The organism is Nonomuraea sp. B19D2 (genome assembly GCF_040137845.1).
GTDB lineage: Bacteria > Actinomycetota > Actinomycetes > Streptosporangiales > Streptosporangiaceae > Nonomuraea.
In genome coordinates, this window is sequence record NZ_JBEFAK010000015.1 from 167,284 (window position 1) to 189,782 (window position 22,499).

General features: G+C 69.9%; 22 protein-coding genes. 6 read left to right on the forward strand and 16 right to left on the reverse strand.

What is annotated here, in order from left to right; all coding sequences use genetic code 11:
• The first annotated feature begins 82 nt into the window (after positions 1 to 82).
• Together rsgA and ABN273_RS27115 are read left to right on the forward strand one after the other, a co-directional pair.
• Entirely contained in the window at positions 83 to 1,171 is a 1,089-nt protein-coding gene (gene rsgA / locus ABN273_RS27110) for a ribosome small subunit-dependent GTPase A (protein ID WP_349451840.1), read from the forward strand.
• Between the two features lie 59 nt (positions 1,172 to 1,230).
• On the forward strand, positions 1,231 to 1,743 hold the full coding sequence (locus ABN273_RS27115; RefSeq protein ID WP_349451841.1) for a GNAT family N-acetyltransferase: 513 nt from the start codon (positions 1,231 to 1,233) through the stop codon (positions 1,741 to 1,743).
• 50 nt (positions 1,744 to 1,793) lie between these two features.
• On the opposite strand, the gene ABN273_RS27120 is transcribed toward ABN273_RS27115, so the two are convergent.
• The 3 genes from ABN273_RS27120 to ABN273_RS27130 form a co-directional block, all read right to left on the reverse strand.
• The gene (locus ABN273_RS27120) at positions 1,794 to 2,186 is read right to left on the reverse strand and encodes a DUF3224 domain-containing protein (RefSeq protein WP_349451842.1); all 393 of its coding nucleotides are present in this window, start codon (positions 2,184 to 2,186) and stop codon (positions 1,794 to 1,796) included.
• A gap of 36 nt (positions 2,187 to 2,222) precedes the next feature.
• Positions 2,223 to 2,999: an LLM class flavin-dependent oxidoreductase gene (locus ABN273_RS27125; RefSeq protein WP_349451843.1), complete on the reverse strand. Its 777-nt coding sequence runs from the start codon at positions 2,997 to 2,999 to the stop codon at positions 2,223 to 2,225.
• A 90-nt stretch (positions 3,000 to 3,089) separates the two neighbouring features.
• Positions 3,090 to 4,304 carry an FAD-binding protein gene (locus tag ABN273_RS27130; protein WP_502911140.1) on the reverse strand — a complete coding sequence of 405 codons (1,215 nt, stop codon included), beginning with the start codon at positions 4,302 to 4,304 and terminating at the stop codon, positions 3,090 to 3,092.
• A 73-nt stretch (positions 4,305 to 4,377) separates the two neighbouring features.
• Here ABN273_RS27130 and ABN273_RS27135 point away from each other — a divergent pair, with 73 nt between their 5' ends.
• On the forward strand, positions 4,378 to 4,725 hold the full coding sequence (locus tag ABN273_RS27135) for a PLD nuclease N-terminal domain-containing protein (protein WP_349451844.1): 348 nt from the start codon (positions 4,378 to 4,380) through the stop codon (positions 4,723 to 4,725).
• Here the strand turns inward: ABN273_RS27135 and araA are convergent.
• The 12 genes from araA to ABN273_RS27195 all read right to left on the reverse strand — a co-directional run bounded on the left by araA (position 4,722) and on the right by ABN273_RS27195 (position 19,304).
• Complete coding sequence (araA, locus tag ABN273_RS27140) at positions 4,722 to 6,176, reverse strand: L-arabinose isomerase (protein ID WP_349451845.1); 1,455 nt, start codon at positions 6,174 to 6,176, stop codon at positions 4,722 to 4,724. The two genes, ABN273_RS27135 and araA, sit on opposite strands and share 4 nt — an antisense overlap.
• Positions 6,173 to 6,826 carry an L-ribulose-5-phosphate 4-epimerase gene (locus ABN273_RS27145; protein ID WP_349451846.1) on the reverse strand — a complete coding sequence of 218 codons (654 nt, stop codon included), beginning with the start codon at positions 6,824 to 6,826 and terminating at the stop codon, positions 6,173 to 6,175. The genes araA and ABN273_RS27145 overlap by 4 nt, the downstream gene beginning before the upstream one ends.
• Complete coding sequence (gene araB / locus ABN273_RS27150) at positions 6,823 to 8,445, reverse strand: ribulokinase (protein ID WP_349451934.1); 1,623 nt, start codon at positions 8,443 to 8,445, stop codon at positions 6,823 to 6,825. Before araB ends, ABN273_RS27145 begins: the two co-directional genes overlap by 4 nt.
• Before the next feature lie 56 nt (positions 8,446 to 8,501).
• Positions 8,502 to 9,515 carry a LacI family DNA-binding transcriptional regulator gene (locus tag ABN273_RS27155; RefSeq protein ID WP_502911141.1) on the reverse strand — a complete coding sequence of 338 codons (1,014 nt, stop codon included), beginning with the start codon at positions 9,513 to 9,515 and terminating at the stop codon, positions 8,502 to 8,504.
• 33 nt (positions 9,516 to 9,548) lie between these two features.
• The gene (mmsB, locus tag ABN273_RS27160) at positions 9,549 to 10,808 is read right to left on the reverse strand and encodes a multiple monosaccharide ABC transporter permease (protein WP_349451847.1); all 1,260 of its coding nucleotides are present in this window, start codon (positions 10,806 to 10,808) and stop codon (positions 9,549 to 9,551) included.
• On the reverse strand, positions 10,805 to 12,337 hold the full coding sequence (gene mmsA, locus ABN273_RS27165) for a multiple monosaccharide ABC transporter ATP-binding protein (RefSeq protein ID WP_349451848.1): 1,533 nt from the start codon (positions 12,335 to 12,337) through the stop codon (positions 10,805 to 10,807). The genes mmsB and mmsA overlap by 4 nt, the downstream gene beginning before the upstream one ends.
• Positions 12,338 to 12,392: 55 nt before the next feature.
• Positions 12,393 to 13,502: a multiple monosaccharide ABC transporter substrate-binding protein gene (chvE, locus tag ABN273_RS27170; protein WP_349451849.1), complete on the reverse strand. Its 1,110-nt coding sequence runs from the start codon at positions 13,500 to 13,502 to the stop codon at positions 12,393 to 12,395.
• Between the two features lie 193 nt (positions 13,503 to 13,695).
• A complete protein-coding gene (gene yjfF, locus ABN273_RS27175) occupies positions 13,696 to 14,679 on the reverse strand; it encodes a galactofuranose ABC transporter, permease protein YjfF (RefSeq protein ID WP_349451850.1) in 984 nt (327 codons plus the stop codon).
• Positions 14,676 to 15,689, reverse strand: coding sequence for an ABC transporter permease (locus tag ABN273_RS27180; RefSeq protein ID WP_349451851.1), 1,014 nt, complete (start codon positions 15,687 to 15,689; stop codon positions 14,676 to 14,678). The genes yjfF and ABN273_RS27180 overlap by 4 nt, the downstream gene beginning before the upstream one ends.
• Positions 15,686 to 17,197, reverse strand: coding sequence for a sugar ABC transporter ATP-binding protein (locus ABN273_RS27185; protein ID WP_349451852.1), 1,512 nt, complete (start codon positions 17,195 to 17,197; stop codon positions 15,686 to 15,688). The genes ABN273_RS27180 and ABN273_RS27185 overlap by 4 nt, the downstream gene beginning before the upstream one ends.
• Positions 17,198 to 17,308: 111 nt before the next feature.
• A complete protein-coding gene (locus ABN273_RS27190; RefSeq protein WP_349451853.1) occupies positions 17,309 to 18,292 on the reverse strand; it encodes an ABC transporter substrate-binding protein in 984 nt (327 codons plus the stop codon).
• 259 nt (positions 18,293 to 18,551) lie between these two features.
• A complete protein-coding gene (locus tag ABN273_RS27195) occupies positions 18,552 to 19,304 on the reverse strand; it encodes a metallophosphoesterase (RefSeq protein ID WP_349451854.1) in 753 nt (250 codons plus the stop codon).
• Between the two features lie 77 nt (positions 19,305 to 19,381).
• On the opposite strand from ABN273_RS27195, the gene pdxR reads away from it, so the two are divergent.
• Together pdxR and ABN273_RS27205 are read left to right on the forward strand one after the other, a co-directional pair.
• Entirely contained in the window at positions 19,382 to 20,788 is a 1,407-nt protein-coding gene (gene pdxR / locus ABN273_RS27200; RefSeq protein WP_349451855.1) for a MocR-like pyridoxine biosynthesis transcription factor PdxR, read from the forward strand.
• A gap of 13 nt (positions 20,789 to 20,801) precedes the next feature.
• On the forward strand, positions 20,802 to 21,002 hold the full coding sequence (locus ABN273_RS27205) for a DUF4236 domain-containing protein (RefSeq protein ID WP_349451856.1): 201 nt from the start codon (positions 20,802 to 20,804) through the stop codon (positions 21,000 to 21,002).
• 65 nt (positions 21,003 to 21,067) lie between these two features.
• Here ABN273_RS27205 and ABN273_RS27210 read toward each other — a convergent pair whose 3' ends face one another.
• Positions 21,068 to 22,012 (reverse strand): helix-turn-helix transcriptional regulator, encoded by a 945-nt coding sequence (locus ABN273_RS27210; RefSeq protein WP_349451857.1) that lies wholly within the window; start codon positions 22,010 to 22,012, stop codon positions 21,068 to 21,070.
• Positions 22,013 to 22,102: 90 nt separating this feature from the next.
• Here ABN273_RS27210 and ABN273_RS27215 point away from each other — a divergent pair, with 90 nt between their 5' ends.
• Positions 22,103 to 22,495 (forward strand): VOC family protein, encoded by a 393-nt coding sequence (locus ABN273_RS27215; RefSeq protein ID WP_349451858.1) that lies wholly within the window; start codon positions 22,103 to 22,105, stop codon positions 22,493 to 22,495.
• Positions 22,496 to 22,499 lie beyond the last annotated feature (4 nt).

Genomic DNA, 22,499 nt, shown 5'->3' on the forward strand with positions numbered 1-22,499 from the left:
CCCTCCTGCCATGAGCCGCCCGGCTCACGGGACGGGTGACGCCTGAGTCCTGCCGGGGTCCCTTCCCGCAAGGTGTCTCACGTTGAAACCTTCCTTCACGGATTCCTCCGTTCCCGCCGGCCTGTCCCGGTACGGCTGGACGCCGGCACTCGACGACGTCTTCGCCGGCCACCGCACGGCCGGCCTGGTGCCCGCCCGGATCGTGCGCGTGCATCGTGGCTCGTGTGACGCGATCATCGAGCACGGCCCCGTCCGGGCCGCCATACCGGCGCCGCATGACGCCGACCCCCTGGCCGCGCCGTGCACCGGCGACTGGGCGGCGCTGCGCCCCGGCCGGGACCCCGAACTGGTGGCTCTGCTCCCGCGGCGCGGCGCGATCGTGCGCTCTTCTGCGTCACGTACCTCCCACGGGCAGGTGCTGGCCGCCAACGTCGACACCGTCGTCGTCGCGCTCTCCCTGGCCGCCCCGCTGAACGCCGCACGGCTGGAGCGCTTCCTCGCCCTGGCCTGGAGCAGCGGCGCGCAGCCGCTGATCGCCCTGACCAAGGCCGATCTGGCGGCCGACGCCATGGCCGCGCACGCCGAGGTCGGCGCGCTCGCACCCGGCGTCGGCATCGTGGTCACCAGCGCGACCGGCGGTCACAACCTCGACGTGCTGACCGCGCTGCTGCGGGACGGCACCACGGTCCTGCTCGGGCCCTCCGGGGCGGGCAAGTCCACGCTCGGCAACGCCCTGCTGGGCGAGGAACTGCTGGCCACCGGCACGGTACGGGAACAGGACGGCAAGGGCCGGCACACCACCGTCCGCCGCGAACTGGTCCCGCTGCCCGGCGGCGGTGTGCTCATCGACACCCCGGGCCTGCGCGCGATCAGCCTCCATGACGCCGCCGACGGCCTGGAGCAGGTCTTCGCCGAGATCGAACGGCTCGCGGAGAGCTGCCGCTTCGGCGACTGCGCCCACGAGAGCGAGCCCGGCTGCGCGGTCCAAGCCGCCATCCAGGCAGGTGACCTGGCCGAACGCCGCCTGGCCAGCTACCGCAAGCTCCAGCGCGAGACCGCCTGGCAGGCCGCACGCACCGACGCCCGGCTGCGCGACGAGCGCGTCAACCGGCAGAAATCCATCAGCAGCCATCTCCGCGCCACCTACAAGTTCCGGGACCGGCAGCTGTGAACGCGCCCAGCCGCCCGAGCCCCGACGCCTCCCCGATGACCGTGGAAAAGGACTCCATCATGACCACCGCTTGGCTCACCCGTCCCGAGACCGACGCCGACCGTGACCAGATCCGGGAGGTCAACCTCGCCGCCTTCCCGACCGCGCACGAGGCCGACCTGGTCGAGGCGCTGCGCACCGACCCGGCGGCCTGGCTGCCCGGCCTGTCGTGGATCGCGCAGCGGCCCGACGGCGTCATCGACGGGTTCGCGCTGCTCACGCGCTGCCACGTCGACGGCTCCCCCGCCCTCGCCCTGGGCCCGTGCGCCGTACGACCCGAGCAGCAGCGTCGCGGCGCCGGTTCGGCGGCCATCCGCGCCGCCCTTGACGCCGCCCGGCAGCAGGGCGAGAACCTGGTCCTCGTGCTCGGTCACGCGGAGTACTACCCGCGCTTCGGCTTCGCCCCGGCCTCGCGCCTGGCCATCCGGCCGCCCTTCGACGTCGAGGACAGGTACATGATGGCGCTCGTCTTCGACCCCGCCCGGCCCGTGCCGTCCGGGACCATCCGCTACGCGGACGCGTTCGGAGTCTGATCACGTACGGCGGTGCCCTCCGGGGCACCGCCGTCCCCGCCCCCGCATGCTCAGAGGGTGAAGTCGAAGGTGTAGGAGTGGCCGCCGTCGGGGCCGATGACGATGTTCATCTCGCCCCTGAGCTCCCGCAGTTCCCCGGTGCCCGAGTCGGGGACGACCGTGACGGTCAGCGACTGCTTCCCGCGGTCGCTGACCGCGTTGTGCTGCACGACGAAGGCACCCGAGCGGCCGTCCAGGGTGCCCTCGATGCGCTCCATGGCCACGTACGCGCGCGAGTCCTCGACCTCCGTCGAGGCGACCAGCAGATACACGACGCTGGTGCCGGTCAGGTCTCCGCGGAAGGTCTTGGACATGGTCACGAGCCCGAACGAGACGCCGTCGCGCTCCTCGAAGGGCGGCTTGGCGTCCCAGCCGGCGGTGTCGAAGGTTCCCTTGGCAAACATGTGCTCCATCGTGCCGGGCATACCTGTCAGTTCCGGTCAGGTACCGGTGAGCCGCTCCACCACCGGGGCGAACTCGTCGAGGTACTGGGCGTTCACCGACACGTACGAGACGCCCAGCCTGTCCCTGCGCCTGCGGAGCGTGTCCGCCATCTCGTCCACCGTGCCCGTCAGGACCCCGGTGCCGTCCGCCGGGACGGACAGCCAGGAGGGCGGCTCCGCGCCGGCGGCCGCGAGGTTCATGCTGAGCTCCAGGTCGTGGAAGCGGTCGCCGGCCAGCTCGTACAGCTCGTCCAGCTTCGCCGCCACCTGGTCCTCCGTGTAGTGCGGCGGCACGCCCAGCGCCACCGTGCCGGCCTTCTGGGCGGCCAGCCTGAGCAGCCTGGTCCCGGACGCGGCGACCAGCACGCGCACGTCCTTGACGGCGTCGATGGTCTGGGAGAGCCGTTCGATGCGCTGGCTGGGCGTGCCGAACGCGACGCCGAGCGCCGCGGCGTCCCGCTCCGCGTCCGGGCGCCCGGCGCCGAGGCCCAGCTCGAAGCGGCCGCCGCTCAGCGTGTGCAGGGTGGCGGTCTCCCACGCCACGGTCTCGGGCGTGCGGTTGGGGGCGCTCAGCACGAACGTGCCGACGCGCAGGGTCGTGGTGGCCGCCGCGGCGACGGCGGCGGCGACGAAGGGCGACAGCGTGCCGAGCGTGTCGGGCACCAGCAGCGTCGAGTAGCCGAGGCTCTCCGCCCGGCGGGCCAGGCCGGTCCACGCGTCGGCGTCAGTGGCGTGTCCGGCGACCGCGCCGAACCTGAACGGGTGATCGGTCATGCCACCAACGATCGCCGAAGCGCAGGCCAGGCACATCGTCCGCCGGGCCGGTGACGCGCTACATCCGGGGGCGCAAGCCCGCGCGGGAGGCTACTCCCCCAGCAGTATCCGCGTGAAGTCGTTGGCGAACTTGCCGTCGGGGTCGAGCCGCCGTGCCAGGGAGCGGAAGCGGTCGGGGCACGCGGGCCAGCGGGTGAACAGCTTGCCCCAGTGCGGCCTGGGCCCGAACGGCGCCAGCGTCTCCTCCACCAGCTCCAGCACCGGCAGCACCCCGGCGACGTCCTTCACCCAGGTGAAGTGGATGCCCACGCTGTCGCGGCCGTGGAACGGGCTGAGCCACAGGTCGTCGGCCGCGATCGAGCGCACTTCCGAGATGTGCAGGACGGGCCGGATCCGGTCGCCGATCGCGTACAGCTCGCGCAGCGCCTTGACCGCGTGCTCCCTGGGCAGGATGAGCTCCGACTGCAGCTCGTTGCCCGCGCCGCTCGGCTCGGCGTCGTGCCGGAAGTGCGGCAGCCGCTCGTACCACGGACCGGGCACGCCGAGCTGGACCGTGCAGCTCTCGGCCGGCATGCCGGGCAGGGGGTGGCGGGGGCCGTCGGCGGCGGTGGTGCCGTACCAGTCGGGGCTGGTCAGCTCCTCCGTGCGCTTGAGCCAGACGCGGGTGTCGCGCCAGTCGGTGAAGAGGCTGACGCTGTAGCCGCCGGCCATGATCTCGTCGAAGTCGGCGAGCGCGTCCACGGTCAGGCCCTCGCGTACGTACTGGCGCACCTCGAAGGCGGGCACCAGGTCGAGGGTCACCGACGTGACGATGCCGAGCGCGCCGAGCGCCACCACCGCGCCGGCGAAGTCGGCGTCGCCGCGGGAGAGCGTCAGCAGCGTGCCGTCGGCGGTGACGAGGTCGAGCGACGACACGGCGGCGGCCAGGCTGGGCACGGCGTCGCCGGAGCCGTGCGTACCGGTCGCGACCGAGCCCGCCACGGAGATGTGCGGCAGCGAGGCCATGTTCGCCAGCGCGAACCCGGCCTGGTGCACCAGCGGCGCGAGCCGCGCGTACGTCATGCGCGCGGGCACCCGGACCTTGGCCGCGGCGCTGTCGATCTCCACCGCGTCCGGCATCCGGTCGAGCACCACTAGGTCGCCGGTGGTGTCCGCGACGTCGTTGAACGAGTGGCCGCTCCCCAGCGCCCGCACGCGGGAACTGGCCGCGACGAGCCGCTGGAGCTCGTCGAGCGAGGCCGGATGGTGCACATCTTGCGTCCGAAATGCGGTGTTTCCCGCCCAGTTGGTCAACATCACGGCCATACCTTCCCACAGCCCACCTTGTCAGCCCCGGCCGGGTGCCGTTAGTTTCGAGTGCCGCTGACGGAGGTGTGCCGTGCTCTACCTGTCCGAGGCCATCGGCCTTGTCACGCTTGTGCTCTGGCTCTACTGCCTCTTCGACGCCATCACCACGCCCGACGTGCTCTGCAGAAACCTGCCGAAGATCGCCTGGGTGCTCATCGTGCTGCTCTTCCCGCTGATCGGCTCCATCGCCTGGCTGGTGGCGGGGCGTCCGGAGCGGTCGCAGGCGGTCACGCAGCCGAACGCGTTCCCCGAGTACGACCGTCCCGGCCGCTTCGCCGCCACCAACCCCGATGACGACGAGGAGTTCCTGCGCCGCTGCCGCGAGCGTGCCGAGGAGCAGCGCAGGAACGCCCCGAAGAAACCCTCCGACGACGACTAGAAGCCCTGGGCCAGGCGGTAGTACGCCTGGTTCCAGCGCAGCTCCTTGGCGAAGCGCTCGGTCGTCGTGTCGGCGTCGATGATCACCAGCTCCACGCCGAGCATGTCGGCCAGGTCGGTCAGCTCCGCGCGGCCGACGGCCGTGGACAGCACCGTGTGGTGCGGCGCGCCCGCCGTGAGCCACGACTCCGTGGACGTGCGGAAGTTGGGGCGGGGGGTCCAGACCGCGCGGGCGACCGGCAGCTTGGGCAGCGGCTGGGGCGGCGCCACGAGGTCGATCTCGTTGGCCACCAGCCGGAACCTGTCGCCCATGTCGGCCAGGCCCACCACGATGCCGGGCCCCGGCTCGGCGTCGAACACGAGCCGGACCGGGTCCTCCCTGCCGCCGATGCCCAGCGGGTGGATCTCGCACGACGGCGTGCCGGAGGCGATCGAGGGGCAGACCTCGAGCATGTGCGCGCCGAGGATGAGCTCCTGGCCGGGCGTCAGGTCGTAGGTGTAGTCCTCCATGAACGACGTGCCGCCCGGCGTCATGGCCTTCAGGGTGCGCAGGAGGACCGAGGTCTTCCAGTCGCCCTCGCCGCCGAAGCCGTACCCGTCGGCCATGAGCCGCTGCACGGCCAGGCCGGGGAGCTGGCGCAGGCCGCCGAGGTCCTCGAAGTTCGTGGTGAACGCCCTGAAGCCGCCCGCCTCGAGGAAGCCGCGCAGGCCCAGCTCGATCCTGGCCGCGTAACGCAGCGACTCGTTGCGCTCGCCGAGCAGCTCGGGCGCGACGGTGTACTGCTCCGCGTACTCCTTGACCAGCGCCGTCACGTCCGCGTCGGACGCCGCGTCCACGGCCTCGACCAGGTCGTTCACGCCGTACGTGTTCACCGAGACGCCGAAGCGCAGCTGCGCCTCGACCTTGTCGCCCTCGGTGACCGCCACGTCGCGCATGTTGTCGCCGAAGCGGGCCAGCTTCAGCGTGCGGACCTCGGCCAGGCCCTTGGCCGCGCGCACCCAGGCCTGGATGCGCTCGCCCACCGACGGGTCGCTGACGTGCCCGGCCACGGTCTTGCGCGGCACGCCCAGGCGGGTCTGCACGAACCCGAACTCGCGGTCGCCGTGCGCGGCCTGGTTGAGGTTCATGAAGTCCATGTCGATGGTGCTCCACGGGAGCTCCACGTTGGCCTGCGTGTGCAGGTGCAGCAGCGGCTTGCGCAGCGCGTCGAGCCCCGCGATCCACATCTTGGCCGGGGAGAACGTGTGCATCCACGCGATCACGCCGGCGCACTCGTCGTCGGCGTTGGCCTCCAGCATGACCCGCCTGATCGCCGCGGCGTCGGTGAGGACGGGCTTCCAGTCCACGGGCACGGGAAGCTGCTCGGCGATCCGCTGGGACTGCTCGGCCACCTGGCGCAACGTGTCCTCGCCGTACAGCCCCTGGCTGCCGGTCAGAAACCAGATCTTCAACGCGGGCTCCTCTGTCCGTAGACGTTCTGATAGCGGTCGTACAGGCGGTCGATGTCGTCCTGCGGGATGGGCAGCGGCTCGCCGAGCTGTCTGGCAACGTGGACGGTACGGGCCACGTCCTCGCACATCACGGCGGCCTTCACCGCGGCCTTCGCGTCCTTGCCGATGCTGAACACGCCGTGGTTCTGCATGAGGACGGCCTTGGACCGGTGGCCCTTGAGCGTCTCGACGATGCCCTGGCCGATCGAGTCGTCGCCGATCAGCGCGAACGGGCCGACCGGGATCTCGCCGCCGAACTCGTCGGCCATCGCGGTCAGCACGCAGGGGATGGCCTCACCGCGGGCGGCCCAGGCAGAGGCGTAGGTGGAGTGGGTGTGCACGACACCGCCGACGTCGGGCATGTTGCGGTAGACGTACGCGTGCGCGGCGGTGTCGCTGGACGGCGCGTGCTCGCCCTCCACGAGGTTGCCGTCGAGGTCGCACACGACCATGTTCTCCGGCGTCAGCTCGTCGTAGGAGACCCCGGACGGCTTGATCACGAACAGGTCCTCACCGGGGATCCGGCCCGAGACGTTGCCGGCCGTCCAGACCACCAGGTTGTAGCGCACGAGCTCGGCGTGCAGATCGGCGACGATCTTCCTGATGGTCATGCCTGGGCCTCGTTCCTGATCGCGCGGAGGGCGTGCAGCATCTTTCCGTCTCCGAAGAAGTCGTGGAGCCTGCGGTACTCGGCGTAGAGCCGGTCGTAGGCGTCGGCCCTGGCCTCGTCGGGCACGTACGCGGCCTCGGTGCGCTTGCCCATGGCCGCGGCGGCCTCCTCGATGCCGGGGTAGGCGCCGGCGGCGACGGCCGCGTGGATGGCCGAGCCGAGCGCGGGCCCCTGGTCGGAGCCGATGACCGACAGCGGGCGGCGCAGCACGTCGGCGTAGACCTGCATGAGGAAGCGGTTCTTCAGCAGGCCGCCGGCGACCACGAACTCCTCGACCGGCACGCCCGACTTCTCGAACGTCTCCACGATCATGCGGGCGCCGAACGCCGTGGACTCGATGAGCGCCCGGTAGACGTCCTCGGGCTTGGTGGCCAGGGTCTGGCCGATGATCACCCCGGAGAGGTTGTGGTCCACGAGCACCGAGCGGTTGCCGCCGAACCAGTCGAGCGCGACCAGGCCGTGCTCGCCGACGGCCTGCTTCTCGGCCAGCGCGGTGAGGCGTTCGTGGTCCAGGTCGCCGCCGAAGTTGTCCACGAACCAGGCGAAGATGTCGCCGACCGCCGACTGGCCGGCCTCATAGCCCCACAGGCCCGGGACGATGCCGTCGCGTACGACGCCGCACATGCCGGGCACCTCGGCGAGCCGGTCGCTGGGCATGATGTGGCAGGTGGAGGTGCCCATGATGGCCACCATCTGGCCGGGCCTGACGGCGTCGGCGGCGGCCGCGGTGACGTGGGCGTCCACGTTGCCGACCGCCACGGCGGCGCCCTCGGGGATGCCGGTCCACTCGGCCGCCTGCGCGGTCAGGCGTCCGGCGAGGCCGCCGAGCGGGGCCAGCGTGGTGCCGTTGACCTGCTCGCCGACCTGTCCGGTGGCGAGCTTACGCACGAAGCCGGCGAAGCCGGGGTTGAGCTCGCCGAGGTACTCCTCGGACGGGTAGCCGCCGTCCTGAAATATCCCCTTGTAGCCGACAGTGCAGATGTTGCGGCTCTCCACGCCGGTGAGCTGCCAGATGATCCAGTCGGCGGCCTCGATCCAGCGCTCGGCCCTGGCGTACACCTCGGGGGCCTCCTCCAGGACCTGCAGGCCCTTGGCGAACTCCCACTCCGAGGAGATCTTGCCGCCGTAGCGCGGCAGCCAGCTCTCGCCCCGGCGCGCGGCCAGCTCGTTGATCCGGTCGGCGTGCGGCTGCGCGGCGTGGTGCTTCCACAGCTTCGGCCAGGCGTGCGGCTCGTCCGGGGTCTCGAAGCACAGCGGCGTGCCGTCGGCCGTGGTGGGCAGCACGGTGCAGGCGGTGAAGTCGGTGCCGACGCCGATGACCTCTTCGGGTGCGACACCGGCGGCGGCGATCGCCTGGGGCACGGCGATCTTCAGCACGTCGATCCAGTCCTGCGGCGACTGCAGCGCCCAGTCCGGCCCCAGCCTCTTGCCGGAGCCAGGCAGGCTGTGCTCGATCACGCGGTGGGTGTACTCGTGGACGGCGCTGCCCAGCTCGGCGCCGTCGCTGACGCGGACGACGACGGCACGCCCTGAGAGCGTGCCGAAGTCCACTCCGACCACGTAACTGTTAGCGTTCACATTTTACTCCCGGGGGTTATTTCCATGCCAATCATCGCCTACCGAACCGGCGCCGTGCTCGACCGTACGACGAAGCTGGGCGGCACGACCAGGCGCTCGAACGCGGTCGGCCCCACGTCGATCTGCCGCAGCAGCACCTCGATGCAGTGCCGGCCCACCACGTCGAAGTCCTGCCTGACCGTGGTGAGCGGCGGCGAGAAGAACTCCGACTCTGGGATGTCGTCGAAGCCCACCACGCTGATCTGGCCGGGGACCCGCACGCCCGCCTCGCTGAGCGCCCGCAGCACGCCGAGCGCCATCTGGTCGTTGCCCGCGAACACGGCCGTGACGCCCTCCATCGCGGCCAGGCTCTTGCCCGCCTCGTAGCCGGCGCGGGGGCTCCAGTCGCCGGCCAGCGGCTCGGGCGCCGGCCGGCCCGCCTCTCTCAGGGCGGCGCGCCAGCCCTCCATCCGGCCCTCGGTCTCCAGCCAGTCTGGCGGGCCGCTGACGTGCCACACGGTCTCGTGGCCCAGCTCCAGCAGGTGGCGGGTGGCGAGCCTGGCGCCCTGGACCTGGTCGATGCAGACCACCGACACGTCGGCGGCGTGCGTGCCCTCGACCGCCACCGCCGGCATGCCGGGCGGCAGGTTCTCCAGGGCCCGCCCGGCCGAGCGCTGCGGCGCGACCACCACGACCCCGTCCACGCCCTGCTCGGCGAGGTAGTCGATGGCGTCGCGCACGCTCGCCGCGTCGATCGACTTCAGGCTGACGATGCTGACGAAATAGCCCGCCGTCCTGGCCGCCTGCTCGATGCCGTAGATCGTGCTGGCCGGGCCGTACAGGGTGGTGTCGAAGCTCACCACGCCGAGCGTCCGCGACCGCTTGGTGACCAGGGCGCGGGCGACCAGGTTACGTCGGTAGCCCAGCCGGGTGATCGCCTCCTCCACCCGGGCCCGGGTGTCGGGCCGGACGTTCGGGTGGTCGTTGAGCACCCGGGAGACCGTCTGGTGCGACACGCCCGCCTCCTTGGCCACGTCGGCCATGACCGGCAGGCGGCGCTTGGGGGTCGTCACGGTCTCTCCTTTCGCTGGGCTCAGGGGATCTTACTAACGCGAGGCACCCGCCCTACGCTTGGTCCACACATCGAACGCGACGGCCGCCAGGAGGACGGCGCCCTTGACGAGCATGACCCGCTCGCTGGGGGAGCCGATCAGGGACATGCCGTTGTTGATGACCGCCATGATCAGGCCGCCGGTGATCGCGCCGACCACCTTGCCGACGCCGCCCTGCACGGCCGCGCCGCCGATGAAGGCCGCCGCGATGGCGTCCAGCTCGAAGCTGTTGCCCGCGGTGGGACCCGCCTGGTTGAGTCGGCCGGCGAAGATGATTCCGGCGATGGCCGACAGCACGCCCATGTTGACGAAGATCCAGAAGACCACCGACTTGACCTTCACGCCGGACATGACCGCCGCCTGCAGGTTGCCGCCGATGGCGTAGATCTGCCGGCCGAAGACCGTGCGGTTGGCCATCAGCGAGTACCCCAGCACGAGCACCGCCAGCAGCACCAGAACCCACGGGAGGTTCTTGAAGCGGGCGAGCTGCACGACCAGGAAGAGGATCAGCGCGGCCCCGGCCGCCAGCTTCAGCACGAACAGCGCCATCGGCTCCACCGCCTGGCCGTAGCCGCGGCGGGCGTTGCGGGTGCGCCACTGGCTGGCCGCCATGCCGGCGATGGCGACGACGCCGATCAGCAGGCTGAACAGGTCGGCGCCGCCGAGCGGGCCGAGGCCGATGTTGCCGAGGTAGCCGTTGGTGAAGCCGTTGGCCAGCGTGCGGACCTGGTCGGGGAACGGGCCGATGCCCTGGTTGCCCAGCACGGTCAGGGTCAGCGCCCTGAACAGCAACATGCCCGCGAGCGTCACGATGAACGCCGGGATGCCGAAGTACGCGATCCAGTACCCCTGCCAGGCCCCGATGAGCGCCCCGGCCACCAGCGTGACCAGCAGGGCCAGCGGCCACGGCCAGCCCATGTTCACCATGAGCACGGCGGCCAAGGCTCCCGTGACCGCCACCACCGAGCCGACCGACAGGTCGATGTGCCCGGCGATGATGATCAGGATCATGCCGATCGCGAGGATCAGGACGTAGGAGTTCTGGACGATGATGTTGGAGATGTTCTGCGGCTGGAGCATCGCGCCGTCGGTCAGCACCGAGAACAGCACGACGATCAGCGCGAAGGCGATGTAGATGCCGCTGGATCGCAGGTTGAGCGACACTCCGCCGAGCGACACCCTGCCCGGCTGCCGTGGCGCTCCTCCGTCGCCCTTGGCGCCGACCTCCACGTCGGTGGGCGTGATGCTACTCATTTTTCCTGTCCCTTGGTCATCAAGTACATGAGGTGTTCCTGGGTGGCCTCCTGGCGCGGCACCTCGCCGGTGATGCGGCCCTCGGAGAGGGTGTAGATGCGGTCGCACAGGCCCAGCAGCTCGGGCAGCTCGGACGAGATCACGAGCACGGCCTTGCCCTGGTCGGCCAGGCGGTTGATGATCGTGTAGATCTCGTACTTGGCGCCGACGTCGATGCCCCTGGTGGGCTCGTCGAGGATGAGCACGTCAGGCTCGGTCAGGATCCACTTGGAGAGCACGACCTTCTGCTGGTTGCCGCCGCTCAGCTTGCCGACGACGCTGTTGACGCTGGGCGCCTTGATGTTCATGCTCTTGTGGAACTGCTCGGCGACCCGGTATTCCTCGTTCTCGTTGACCCAGCCGCGCTTGGACAGCCCGGTGAGCCCGGCCGCCGAGACGTTGCGCTTGATGTCCTCGATGAGGTTGAGGCCGTACCTCTTGCGGTCCTCGGTGGCGTAGGCGATGCCGTGGCCGATCGCGTCCTGCACGTTGCGGATCTCGATCGGCTTGCCGTCCTTGAAGATCTTGCCCGAGATGTGCACGCCGTACGTGCGCCCGAAGACGCTCATCGCGAGTTCGGTGCGCCCGGCGCCCATCAGCCCCGCGAGGCCGACGATCTCGCCCCGGCGCAGCGTCAGCGCGGCGCCGTCGACGACCTTCCTGCCGGGCTGGCTGGGACTGTAGACCGTCCAGTCCTCGATGCGCAGCACCTCCTCGCCGATCGTCGGCTCGTGCGGCGGGAAGCGGTTGTCGAGCGCGCGGCCGACCATGCCCGAGATGATGCGGTCCTCGGTGACGTGACCGGAGGCCATGTCCAGCGTCTCGATCGTCTGCCCGTCGCGGATGATCGTGACGGCGTCGGCGATGGAGATGACCTCGTTCAGCTTGTGGGAGATGATCACGCAGGTGATGCCCTCGTCCCGCAGGCCGCGAAGGAGGTCGAGCAGGTGGGCCGAGTCGTCGTCGTTGAGCGCGGCGGTCGGCTCGTCGAGGATGAGCAGCCTCACCTCCTTCGAGAGCGCCTTGGCGATCTCGACGAGCTGCTGCTTGCCCACGCCGATGTCGGAGATCGGGGTCGTCGGGTTCTCACGCAGGCCGACCCGCTTCATCAGCTCGCCGGCCTCGTAGTTGGTGCGGTTCCAGTCGATGAAGCCGCGCTTGGCTCGCTCGTTGCCGAGGAAGATGTTCTCCGCGATCGACAGCTGCGGACTGAGGGCCAGCTCCTGGTGGATGATGACGATTCCGGCGTGCTCGCTGTCGCGGATGCCGCCGAACTCGACCGTCTTCCCCTCGAAAGTGATCTCGCCCTCGTACTCGCCGTGCGGGTAGACCCCGGAGAGCACCTTCATCAACGTCGACTTGCCTGCGCCGTTCTCGCCACAGATGGCGTGGATCTCGCCCCGCCGGACGGAGAGGTTGACGTTCTGCAGCGCCTTGACGCCGGGGAACGTCTTGGTGATCCCGCTCATCCGCAAGATGTGCTCGGTCATGATGCCCCTCGCTCAGGGAAAGCCCGGGGACCTCGCGGTCCCCGGGCTCAGGCCCTTACTTGAGCTGGTCCTCGGTGTAGTAGTTGCCGCCGATGATGATTTCCTTGTAGTTGCTCTTGTCCACGATCACCGGGTCGAGCAGGTACGACGGGACGACCTTGTTGCCGTTGTCGTAGTCCTTCTCGTTGTTCACCTCGGGCTTCTGGCCCTTGAGCACGGCGTCGGCCATCTTCACGGTCTGCTCGGCGAGCTTGCGGGTGTCCTTGAAGATGGTGGAGTACTGCTCATCGGCGATGATCGACTTGACCGACTGGAGCTCGGCGTCCTGGCCGGTCACGATCGGGTACGGCTTGCTGTAGCCGGAGCTCTTCAGCGCCGACAGGATGCCGATGGACAGGCCGTCGTACGGGGAGAGCACGCCGTCGACCTTCTTGCCGCCGGTGTAGGTCTTGGTGAGGATGTCCTCCATGCGCTTCTGCGCCGTGGCCGGGTCCCACCGCAGGATGGCGGCCTGCTTGAAGTCGGTCTGGCCGCTCGCGACCTTCAGGGTGCCGTCGTCGATCTTCGGCTTGAGCACCGACATGGCGCCGTTCCAGAAGAACGTGGCGTTGTTGTCGTCGGGCGAGCCGCCGAACAGCTCGACGTTGAACGGGCCCTTCTTGCCGTCCTCGACGCCGAGGCCCTTGAGCAGCGAGGTCGCCTGCTGCACGCCGACCTTGAAGTTGTCGAACGTGGCGTAGTAGTCGACGTTCGGGCTGTTGCGGATGAGGCGGTCATAGGCGATGACCGGGATCTTGTTGTCGGCGGCCTGCTGCAGCTGCGAGGTGATCGCGGTGCCGTCGATCGAGGCGATGATCAGGAGCTTGGCGCCCTTGGTGATCTGGTTCTCGATCTGGTTGGCCTGAGTGGGGATGTCGTTCTCGGCGTACTGGAGGTCGACCTTGTAGCCCAGCTTCTCCAGCTGCTGCTTGACGTTGTCGCCGTCGTGGATCCAGCGCTCCGACGACTTCGTCGGCATCGTGACGCCGATCAGGGCGCCGGCGTTACCGGCGGCGGCCGAGGCGGAGGCCTGGGTGTCCACGGTCTTCGTGCTCGAGCCGCAGGCCGTCATCGTCGCGGCGAGCGCGATGACGGACACCACGCCCCCGATTCGTCCCAGTCTCATGTCATCTCCTTGCGATGGGGGTCGCGGCAGCGCTGGATGCGGCAGCTGCCGATAGAGCGAGAGATTCGATCACAGAGCGTGACGAATCAGAACAACATTCTCATTCGCTTTCCGCCGATTGTTATCGCTAACAACGGCGATGTCAACGGCCGGGCATAACCTACCGGAAACTTTCGGGTAACTTTCCCGCAGGTCAGCGGCGGGATCGGGCTGAGAACAGGCGCTGCAGCAAGATGAAGACGAAGAGCAACATTCCAATGAAGATCTTCGTCCACCAGGACGACAGGGTGCCCTCGAAACTGATGATTGTCTGGATCAGGCCCAGCACGAGCACGCCCAGCACGGCGCCGAACAGGAAACCGCTACCGCCGGTGAGCAGCGTACCGCCGATGACCACCGCCGCGATCGCGTCCAGCTCCATGCCCACGGCGTGCAGCCCGTATCCGGAGAGCATGTAGAACGACAGCAGCACGCCGCCGAGGGCCGAGCAGAACCCGCTGATCGTGTAGACCGCGATCTTCGTCCGTCCCACGGGCAGCCCCATCAGCAGCGCCGACTGCTCGCTTCCGCCCGTGGCGTACACCGCGCGGCCGAGCCGGGTGTAGTGCAGCACGTACGCGGCCACCAGCACGACCACCACGGCGACGATCACGCTCGGTGAGATCCACATGTCGGCGAACAGGTCGATCCTCGCCTGCGCGAACGCCGTGAACGTGGGATCCTCGATCGGGATCGAGTCCGTGCCGATCGTGTAGCAGAGCCCTCTGGCCAGAAACATGCCCGCCAGCGTCACGATGAACGGCTGGATGTCGAAGGCGTGCACGATGTAGCCCATCACCAGCCCCAGCCCCGCCCCGATGACCAGCACCAGCGGGATCACCAGGTACGGCGGCCACCCCGGCCCCTGCATGAGGCTGGCCGAGATCATCGTGGACAGCGCCACCACGGACCCCACCGACAGGTCGATGCCCCCGGTCAGGATCACGAACGTCATCCCGACCGCCACCACCAGCAGGAAGGCGTTGTCGATGAAGACGTTGAGTATCACCTGGCCGCTGGCGAAGCCCTCGTAGCGGATCCCCCCGGCCACGAACATGGCCAGGAACAGAAACCCGGTCACCAGGACCGGCAGGTACTTGGCGGGCACGCTCGCCCGGCCGACGGTCAACGTCGTCACGCGGTCACCCGCACTTTCTCCTTGGCCGCCGGGTTGTGCGGCGTCGTCCGGCCGCGTCTGCGGAACGCCTTCTCGCGGAAGGACGGGGACTGGATGAGGCAGACCGCCGTCACGACCAGCGCCTTGAACAGCAGCGTGGTCTCCGGCGGAACGCCGATCGAGTAGATCGTGGTGGTCAGGGTCTGGATGATCAGCGCGCCCAGCACGGTGCCGCCGAGCGAGAACCGGCCGCCGGACAACGACGTGCCGCCGATCACGACGGCCAGGATGGCGTCCAGCTCGATCCACAGGCCGGCGTTGTTGCCGTCGGCGCTGGAGACGTTCGAGCTGATCATCAGCCCGGCCACGCCCGCGCACAGGGCGGCGAAGGCGTACACCATGATGATGATCCCGCGCGCCCTGATGCCCGCGAGCCTGCTGGCCTCGGCGTTGCCGCCGACCGACTCGATCAGCATGCCCAGCGCCAGCCGCCGGGTGAGGAACGCGGTGATCGCCAGCACACCGATCACAATGAGGATGCCGAACGGCACGGTCAGCCAGTAGCCGCCGCCGATCACCTTGTACGCCGGACTGTTGACGGTGATGATCTGGCCGTCGGTGATGAGCTGGGCCAGGCCGCGCCCGGCCACCATGAGGATCAACGTGGCGATGATCGGCTGGATGCCGACGCCCGCGACCAGGAACCCGTTCCAGGCCCCGAGCACCAGGCAGAGCCCGAGGGCCACCGCCACGGCGGTGAACACGCTCGCGTCCTGGCTGATCTGCAGGCAGGCCAGCGCTCCCGAGATCGCCACCACCGAGCCGACCGACAGGTCGATCCCGCCGGTGGCGATGACCAGCGTCATCCCCAGCGACACCAGGATCAGCGGCGCGCCGAAGCGCAGGATGTCGATCAGGCTGCCGTACAGGTGGCCCTCTCTGAGCTGGATCGAGAAGAAGGTCGGCGTGAAGAGCACGTTCAGCACCAGCAGCAGTACGAGGACCACCACCGGCCACAGCAGCCGCCTCATGAGGTCCGGCCTCCGCTCGCGATCGTTTCCATGAGCACGTCCGTCGTCAGCTCGTCGTCGTTGGGCAGCTCGGCCACCAGCCGCCGGTCGCGCAGCACCTCGACCTTGTGGCTGAGCCGCAGCACCTCCTCCAGCTCGGCCGAGATGAACAGGACCGCCATGCCGCCGCCGGACAGCTCCGCGACCAGGCGCTGGATCTCGGTCTTCGCGCCGACGTCGATGCCCCGGGTGGGCTCGTCCAGGATGAGCAGACGGGGCTCGAGGATGAGCCACCTGGCCAGCAGGACCTTCTGCTGGTTGCCGCCGCTGAGGTTCCGTACGAGGTGCTCGGGGTTGGGCGGGCTGATCTTCAGCGCCTTGATGTACCTCCCGACCAGCTCGTCCTGCTGCTCGCGTGGCACCGGCCTGGTCCATCCCCTGGTGGCCTGGAGGGCGAGGATGATGTTCTCGCGCACGGTGAGGTCGGGGATGAGCCCGTCGGTCTTGCGGTTCTCGGAGCAGAACGCGATCTTGTGGCTCATGGCCGCGCGCGGTGTACGCAACGACGCCGGCGACCCGCCGATCGCGATCTCGCCCGTGCCCGCGTGGTCCGCGCCGAACAGCAGCCTCGCGATCTCCGTACGGCCGGAGCCGAGCAGCCCCGCCAGGCCCACGACCTCGCCCTCGTGGATCGTGAGCGTGAACGGCTCGATGGCGCCCGGCCTGCCCAGCTCGCGCGCCTCGACCAGCGGCCGGTCGAAGACCTTGGCCTCGCCGTGCAGCCGCTCCAGCGCGGCCAGCTCCTGGCCGATCATCTTGGCGACCAGCTCGACCTGCGGGAGCTGCCTGGTGAGGTACTCGCCGACGAGCCGTCCGTTCCTGAGGATCGTCATGCGGTCCGATATCTCGTAGATCTGGTCGAGGAAGTGGGAGACGAAGAGGATGGCGATGCCCTCCTCCTTCAGCCTCCTCATCACCCTGAAGAGCTGCTCGACCTCGTCCGCGTCCAGGCTGGACGTGGGCTCGTCCAGGATCAGCACCCTCGCCTCGATGTCGATCGCCCGCGCGATGGCCACCATCTGCTGGATGGCCAGCGAGTACGTCGACAGCGGCGCCGACACGTCCAGGCTCAGCTCCAGCCGGGCCAGCAGCTCGCCGGCCCTGGCCCGCATCCGCTTCCAGTCGATGCGGCCTCTGCGGCGGGGCTCGCGGCCGATGAAGATGTTCTCGGCCACCGACAGGTTCGTGCAGAGGTTGACCTCCTGGTAGACCGTGCTGATGCCGGCCTGCTGCGCCTCCAGCGGGCTGCCGAACGCCACGGGGGCGCCGCCCAGCTCGATGGTGCCCGCGTCGGCGGGGTGGACGCCGGTGAGCACCTTGATCAGGGTGGACTTGCCCGCGCCGTTCTCTCCCATGAGCGCGTGCACCTCCCCGGGCAGCAGTCTCAGGTCGACGCCGTCCAGGGCCTTCACGCCAGGGAACTGCTTGCCGATCCCGCTCATCGTCAGGACCGGCGCGGGTGCGGCCATTTCGCGCCTTTCTCTGTTGGGTGGGTTCCGTGCCCCGCACTCCGGCCGGTGAGGGCATCGCCCTTCGAGCGGCCCCGGCCGAAGTGCGGGGGTGACGACCCGGCCGGCGGATCAGTACTGACGGGAGGACAGGACCTGCTTGGCCTGCTCCTGCGTGAACGTGGTCTCCTCGGTCACCACGCGGGCAGGCACCTGCTCACCCTTGACGACCTTCTTGGCGAGGTCCATGAGCTGCGGGCCGAGCAGCGGCGAGCACTCGACGATGAAGCTGATCTTCCCGTCGGCCAGCGCCTGCATGCCGTCCTTGACCGCGTCCACGGTGACGATCTTGATGTCCTTGCCGGGCACCTTGCCCGCACCCTCGATGGCCTCGATCGCGCCCAGCCCCATGTCGTCATTGTGCGCGTAGAGCACGTCGATGTCCGGGTTGGACTTCAGGAAGGCCTCCATGACCTCCTTGCCCTTGGCCCTGGTGAAGTCGCCGGTCTGGGAGGCGATGATCTTGAACTTCGGATCGGCCCCGATGACCTCCTGGAACCCGGACTTGCGGTCGTTGGCCGGCGCCGAGCCCGTCGTGCCCTGCAGCTCGACGATGTTCACCGGGTCCTTGCCGTCCTTGTACTCGTTGACCAGCCACTGGCCGGCCTTCTTGCCCTCCTCCACGAAGTCGGAGCCGAGGAAGGTCTTGTACAGGGAGGTGTCCTTGGAGTCGACGGCGCGGTCGGTCAGGATGACCGGGATCTTCGCGTTCTTGGCCTCCTTGAGCACGGTGTCCCAGCCCGACTCCACGACCGGCGAGAAGGCGATGACGTCCACCTTCTGCTGGATGTAGGAGCGGATGGCCTTGATCTGGTTCTCCTGCTTCTGCTGGGCGTCGGAGAACTTGAGCGTGATGCCCGCGCTCTTGGCCGAGTCCTGCACCGACTTGGTGTTCGCGGTCCGCCACCCGCTCTCCGCACCCACTTGGGAGAAGCCCATGGTGATCGAGCTGCCGCCACCGCCACCGCCACTGCTGCCGCCACTGCTGCCGCCGCACGCGCTCACCGACATCGCCGTAAGCCCGGCGAGCACCAGCGCCGAGATCCTCTTCAACACGTTGGGGGATTCCCTTCTCATGTGAGCGCTAACATCACAAGAGCTACGCCAGCGCTCCTTAGCCTTCCTGTATTGCTTTCCGTACGGCATGCGCCCCCGACCGCGCCGTGCCGATCGCTGCGAGCCCCCGCGTAACGGGGTCGCTCTGCCGACTGTGAACGCTAACAACGTGCCGCGTCAAGAGGCCTCGAGATTACGGTCGGGTTACACGGACCCATGCCGACGGGGCGGGCCCAGGCCGGCGGCCCGCCCCGCTTCCTCACTGGACGACGCGGTAGTGGGTGGTCACCCGGCCCTCGTCGTCGAGGACGTGGAACGCGACCGACGGCGGAAGGTCGAAGTCCACGCAGTTGTCGAACGACGTGCCGCCCTCCCACGGCAGCTTCAGCGTGGACACGACGCCCGGGGCGGCCAGCAGCGGACGCCCGGCGAAGGTGGTGGCGGCGGGCGTGTGGGCGTGGCCGACCAGCACGGCGGGCACGTTCGGGTGCCGCCCGAGCAGCTCGGCCAGCGGCTCGGGCGCGTGCAGCCGGATCGAGTCCGCGGGCGGGCTGTGCAGGACGGCGGGCGGGTGGTGGAAGGCCACGAACACCGGCAGGTCCGCGCCGCCGAGCACATCCTCCAGCCAGGCGAGCGTCTTGTCGTCCAGGTGGCCCGCGTCCTCGCCGGGGATGGAGGAGTCGCACATGGCGTAAACGGCCCCGGAGGTGCGGAGCACCTGGTTGATCGGCCCGTCGTCGTCCGGCCGCTGCTCGCCGAGCAGGACGCGGCGGAACTGCTCCCGTACGTCGTGGTTGCCGGGGCCGACCAGGACCGGGTGGCGTGAGGCGAGCAGCTTGCGCGCCTCCTCGTACTCCTCGGCGAGCCCGTGGTCGGCGATGTCGCCGGTGACCAGCACGGCGTCGAGATCGTAAGGGAGCGCGTCGAGGTAGCGCATGACGGAGGTGGCGCGCCCGACGCTCTGGGGTGTCGCGCCGATGTGGATGTCGCTCAGGTGAGCGATCACGATCATGTGATGTGGTCCTTTCCTGTTCGGCCAGCTCACCCACCGTAGGCCGGGATACCGGACCATACGTAAGATCCGGTCCTGTGCCGAAAAGTTGGGCCGGTTCCGGGGTGGACCTGCATCTGGAGGTCTCCGCCGCGGGCGGGCGGCGGCGCGGGCTGGAGGAGGCGCTGCGGCAGGCGGTCAGGGACGGGCGGCTGCCGCGCGGCACGCGGCTGCCCTCGACGCGAGCGCTGGCGGCCGAACTGGGGCTCTCGCGCGGCACGGTGAGCGCGGCGTACGACCAGCTCGTCGCCGAGGGTTACCTGACCACCCGACCGGGCTCCGCCACCGAGGTCGCCGACGTGACGCGGAGAGCAGCGTCGCTTCCGCAGTCGTCCGGGCCCGCCCCGGCGCCGCCGCACGATCTGCGGCCCGGGCAGCCCGACGTGTCGGCCTTCCCCGCGCGCGCCTGGTTGCGGGCCACCCGGCACGTGCTCTCCACCGCGCCCGCCGAGGTCTTCGGCCCGTGCGACCCGCGCGGCCGGATCGAGCTGCGGGCGGCCCTGGCCGGCTATCTGGGCAGGACGCGCGGCGTGATCACCACGCCGGACCTGATCGTCGTCACGACGGGGTTCGTCCAGGCGCTCAACCTGCTCGCCCGCGTGATCGACGGGCCTTTCGCCATGGAGGAGCCGGGGCACGACTTCTACCGCGAGGTGGTGCGCCGGGCCGGGCGCGAGGCCGTACCGCTGCCCGTGGACGAGCTCGGCGCGCAGGTGGACACGCTCACCCCGGACACCGCGGCCGCGATCGTCACGCCCGCGCACCAGTACCCCATGGGCGTGCCCCTGCACCCGGCCCGCCGCCGGGCGCTGCGTGAGTGGGGCGGGGTGGTCGTCGAGGACGACTACGACGGGGAGTTCCGCTACGACCGGCAGCCGGTGGGCGCCTTCCAGGGCACCGCGCCCGAGCACGTCGTGTACGTCGGCACCACCTCCGAGTCCCTCTCCCCCGCACTCCGCCTGGCCTGGATGGCGGTGCCGTCCTCGCTGATCGGCCCGGTGACCGAGGCCAAGCTGTACGCCGACGCCCACACCGAGGTGCTCGGCCAGCTCGTCCTGGCCAGGATGATCGAGACCCACGACTACGACCGCCACATCCGCGCCGCCCGCCTCCGCTACCGCCGCCGCCGCGAGCTCCTGCGCGCCCGGCTCGGCCCCGGCCCGGACCAGCCACTCCCCGGTGTCACCCTGCCCGGCGTGGCCGCGGGGCTGCATGCCCTCCTCCTGCTCCCCGAGGGCGGGCCCACGGAGGAGGAGCTCCTCGCCGCGTGCGAACAGCGCGGCATCGCGCTGCGCGGCGCCTCCCCTCTCTGGCGGGGCGCAGGCCGCGAGGGCCTGCTCATCGGGTACGCCGCCCCGCCGGAACGCGCCTATCCCCACGCCCTCGAAGCCCTGGCGCAGGCGCTCGCCGGAACTGGAAGGCCGCGCCGGCCGTTGTCAAGGTGAGAGAAGGAGGGACATGGGCTGGCAGTACCGAAAGACCATCAAAGTCGGACCGTTCCGGATCAACCTGTCGCGACACGGCGTCAGTCACAGTTTCGGCAACCGGCGCTTCCACGTCACCACCACTCCCGACGGCCGCCGTCACGTCTCCGTACGCCTGCCCGGCGGCTTCCACGTCGGCAAGTCGTTCGGCGGCCGGCACTACCCGAGGCATTAGGCCGGTCACTGACCGTCTGACATAGCGCGGGCCGGACTGCGAAAGCCCCCGGCCCGTGCCCTTCCCTAGTCGCGGTAGCGCTCGACGAGCTCGGACCCGATCCTGGCCAGCTGGGACCGCACCTCATCCGGCTCCACGACCTCCACCCGCGAGCCCCACCCGGCCAGCTGCTCGGCGATCGTCAACGCCATCGGCGCCGCCACCCGCACCCTGACCCGCCCGTCCTGCTCGGCCGCCACGACCTCGCAGTGGCGGCCGAAGTGCGAGCGCAGCACCGGCAGGAACCGCTCGGCGATGAGCACGGTCGCGGTGAGCAACGAGCGCCGCCGCTCCATCTCGTCCACGACCTGCCCCCACGCCTGCGACAGTTCGAACCCTTCCGGCCGTTCGAAGGTGAGCTCCGTCACGGCGGCCCCGGCGATCCGGTCCACCCGGAACGTGCGCTGCCCGGCCTCCGTGCCGGCCACCAGGTACCAGACGTCGTCCTTGTCCACCAGGCCCCAGGGATCGACCAGGCGGTGGGTGCGTTCGCGGGAGCGGCCCTCGTACACGAGCCTGACCTTGCGGCGCCGTACGGTGGCGCTCTGCAGGACCTCCACCAGCTTGGGGCGGTCACGATCGCGCTCGCCCCAGGGGGCGGGGTCGACCACCACGGCGTCCGCGGCGGCCTCGGCGTCGGCCCTGAACGTCTGGGGCAGGGCACGCAGCAGCTTGCGCAGCGCGGACTTGACCTCGGGCGCGGCGGACGCGGCCGGCCCCGCCAGGAGGAACAGCGTCTGGGCCTCGTTCGCGGTGAGCCCGCTGAGGTCGGTCCTGGCGCCGCCCAGCAGCGACCAGCCGCCCCCGCGCCCGGCCTGCGGATATACCGGGATGCCGGCGGCGGACAGCGCTTCGAGGTCGCGGCGCGCGGTGGCCACGGACACTTCCAGCTCCGTGGCCAGCTCGGCCGCGGTCACCCGGCCACGGGCCTGCATGAGCAGCAGGGCGGCGACAAGTCGATCGGCTCGCATGGTCCGAAATTCTCCCCGGAAAAGTGCTCATTTGATGAGCACTTTGGCAGGAAGAATCAACGACATCACCGGCAAGAAAGGACCAGACAGATGATCCGCGGATTCGCCACCCTCAACTTCTACGCAGCCGACCTCGAGGCGGCCAAGGCCTGGTACACCGAGCTGCTCGGGCTCGAGCCGTACTACCAGGTCCCGGGCGGCTACATCGAGTGGCGCGTCGGCGACTACCAGCACGAGCTGGGCATCATCGACAGCCGCTACGCCCCGGCGGGCGCCACGGAGCGGCCCGGAGGCGCGATCATGCACTGGCACGTGGACGACATCGAGGCCGCTTTCGAGCGCCTGCTCGCCATGGGCGCCAAGGAGTACGAGCCGATCACGAAGCGGGGCGAGGGGTTCGTCACCGCGTCCGTGCTCGATCCGTTCGGCAACGTCCTCGGCATCATGTACAACCAGCACTACCTGGACGTGCTCGGCAAGTGACACT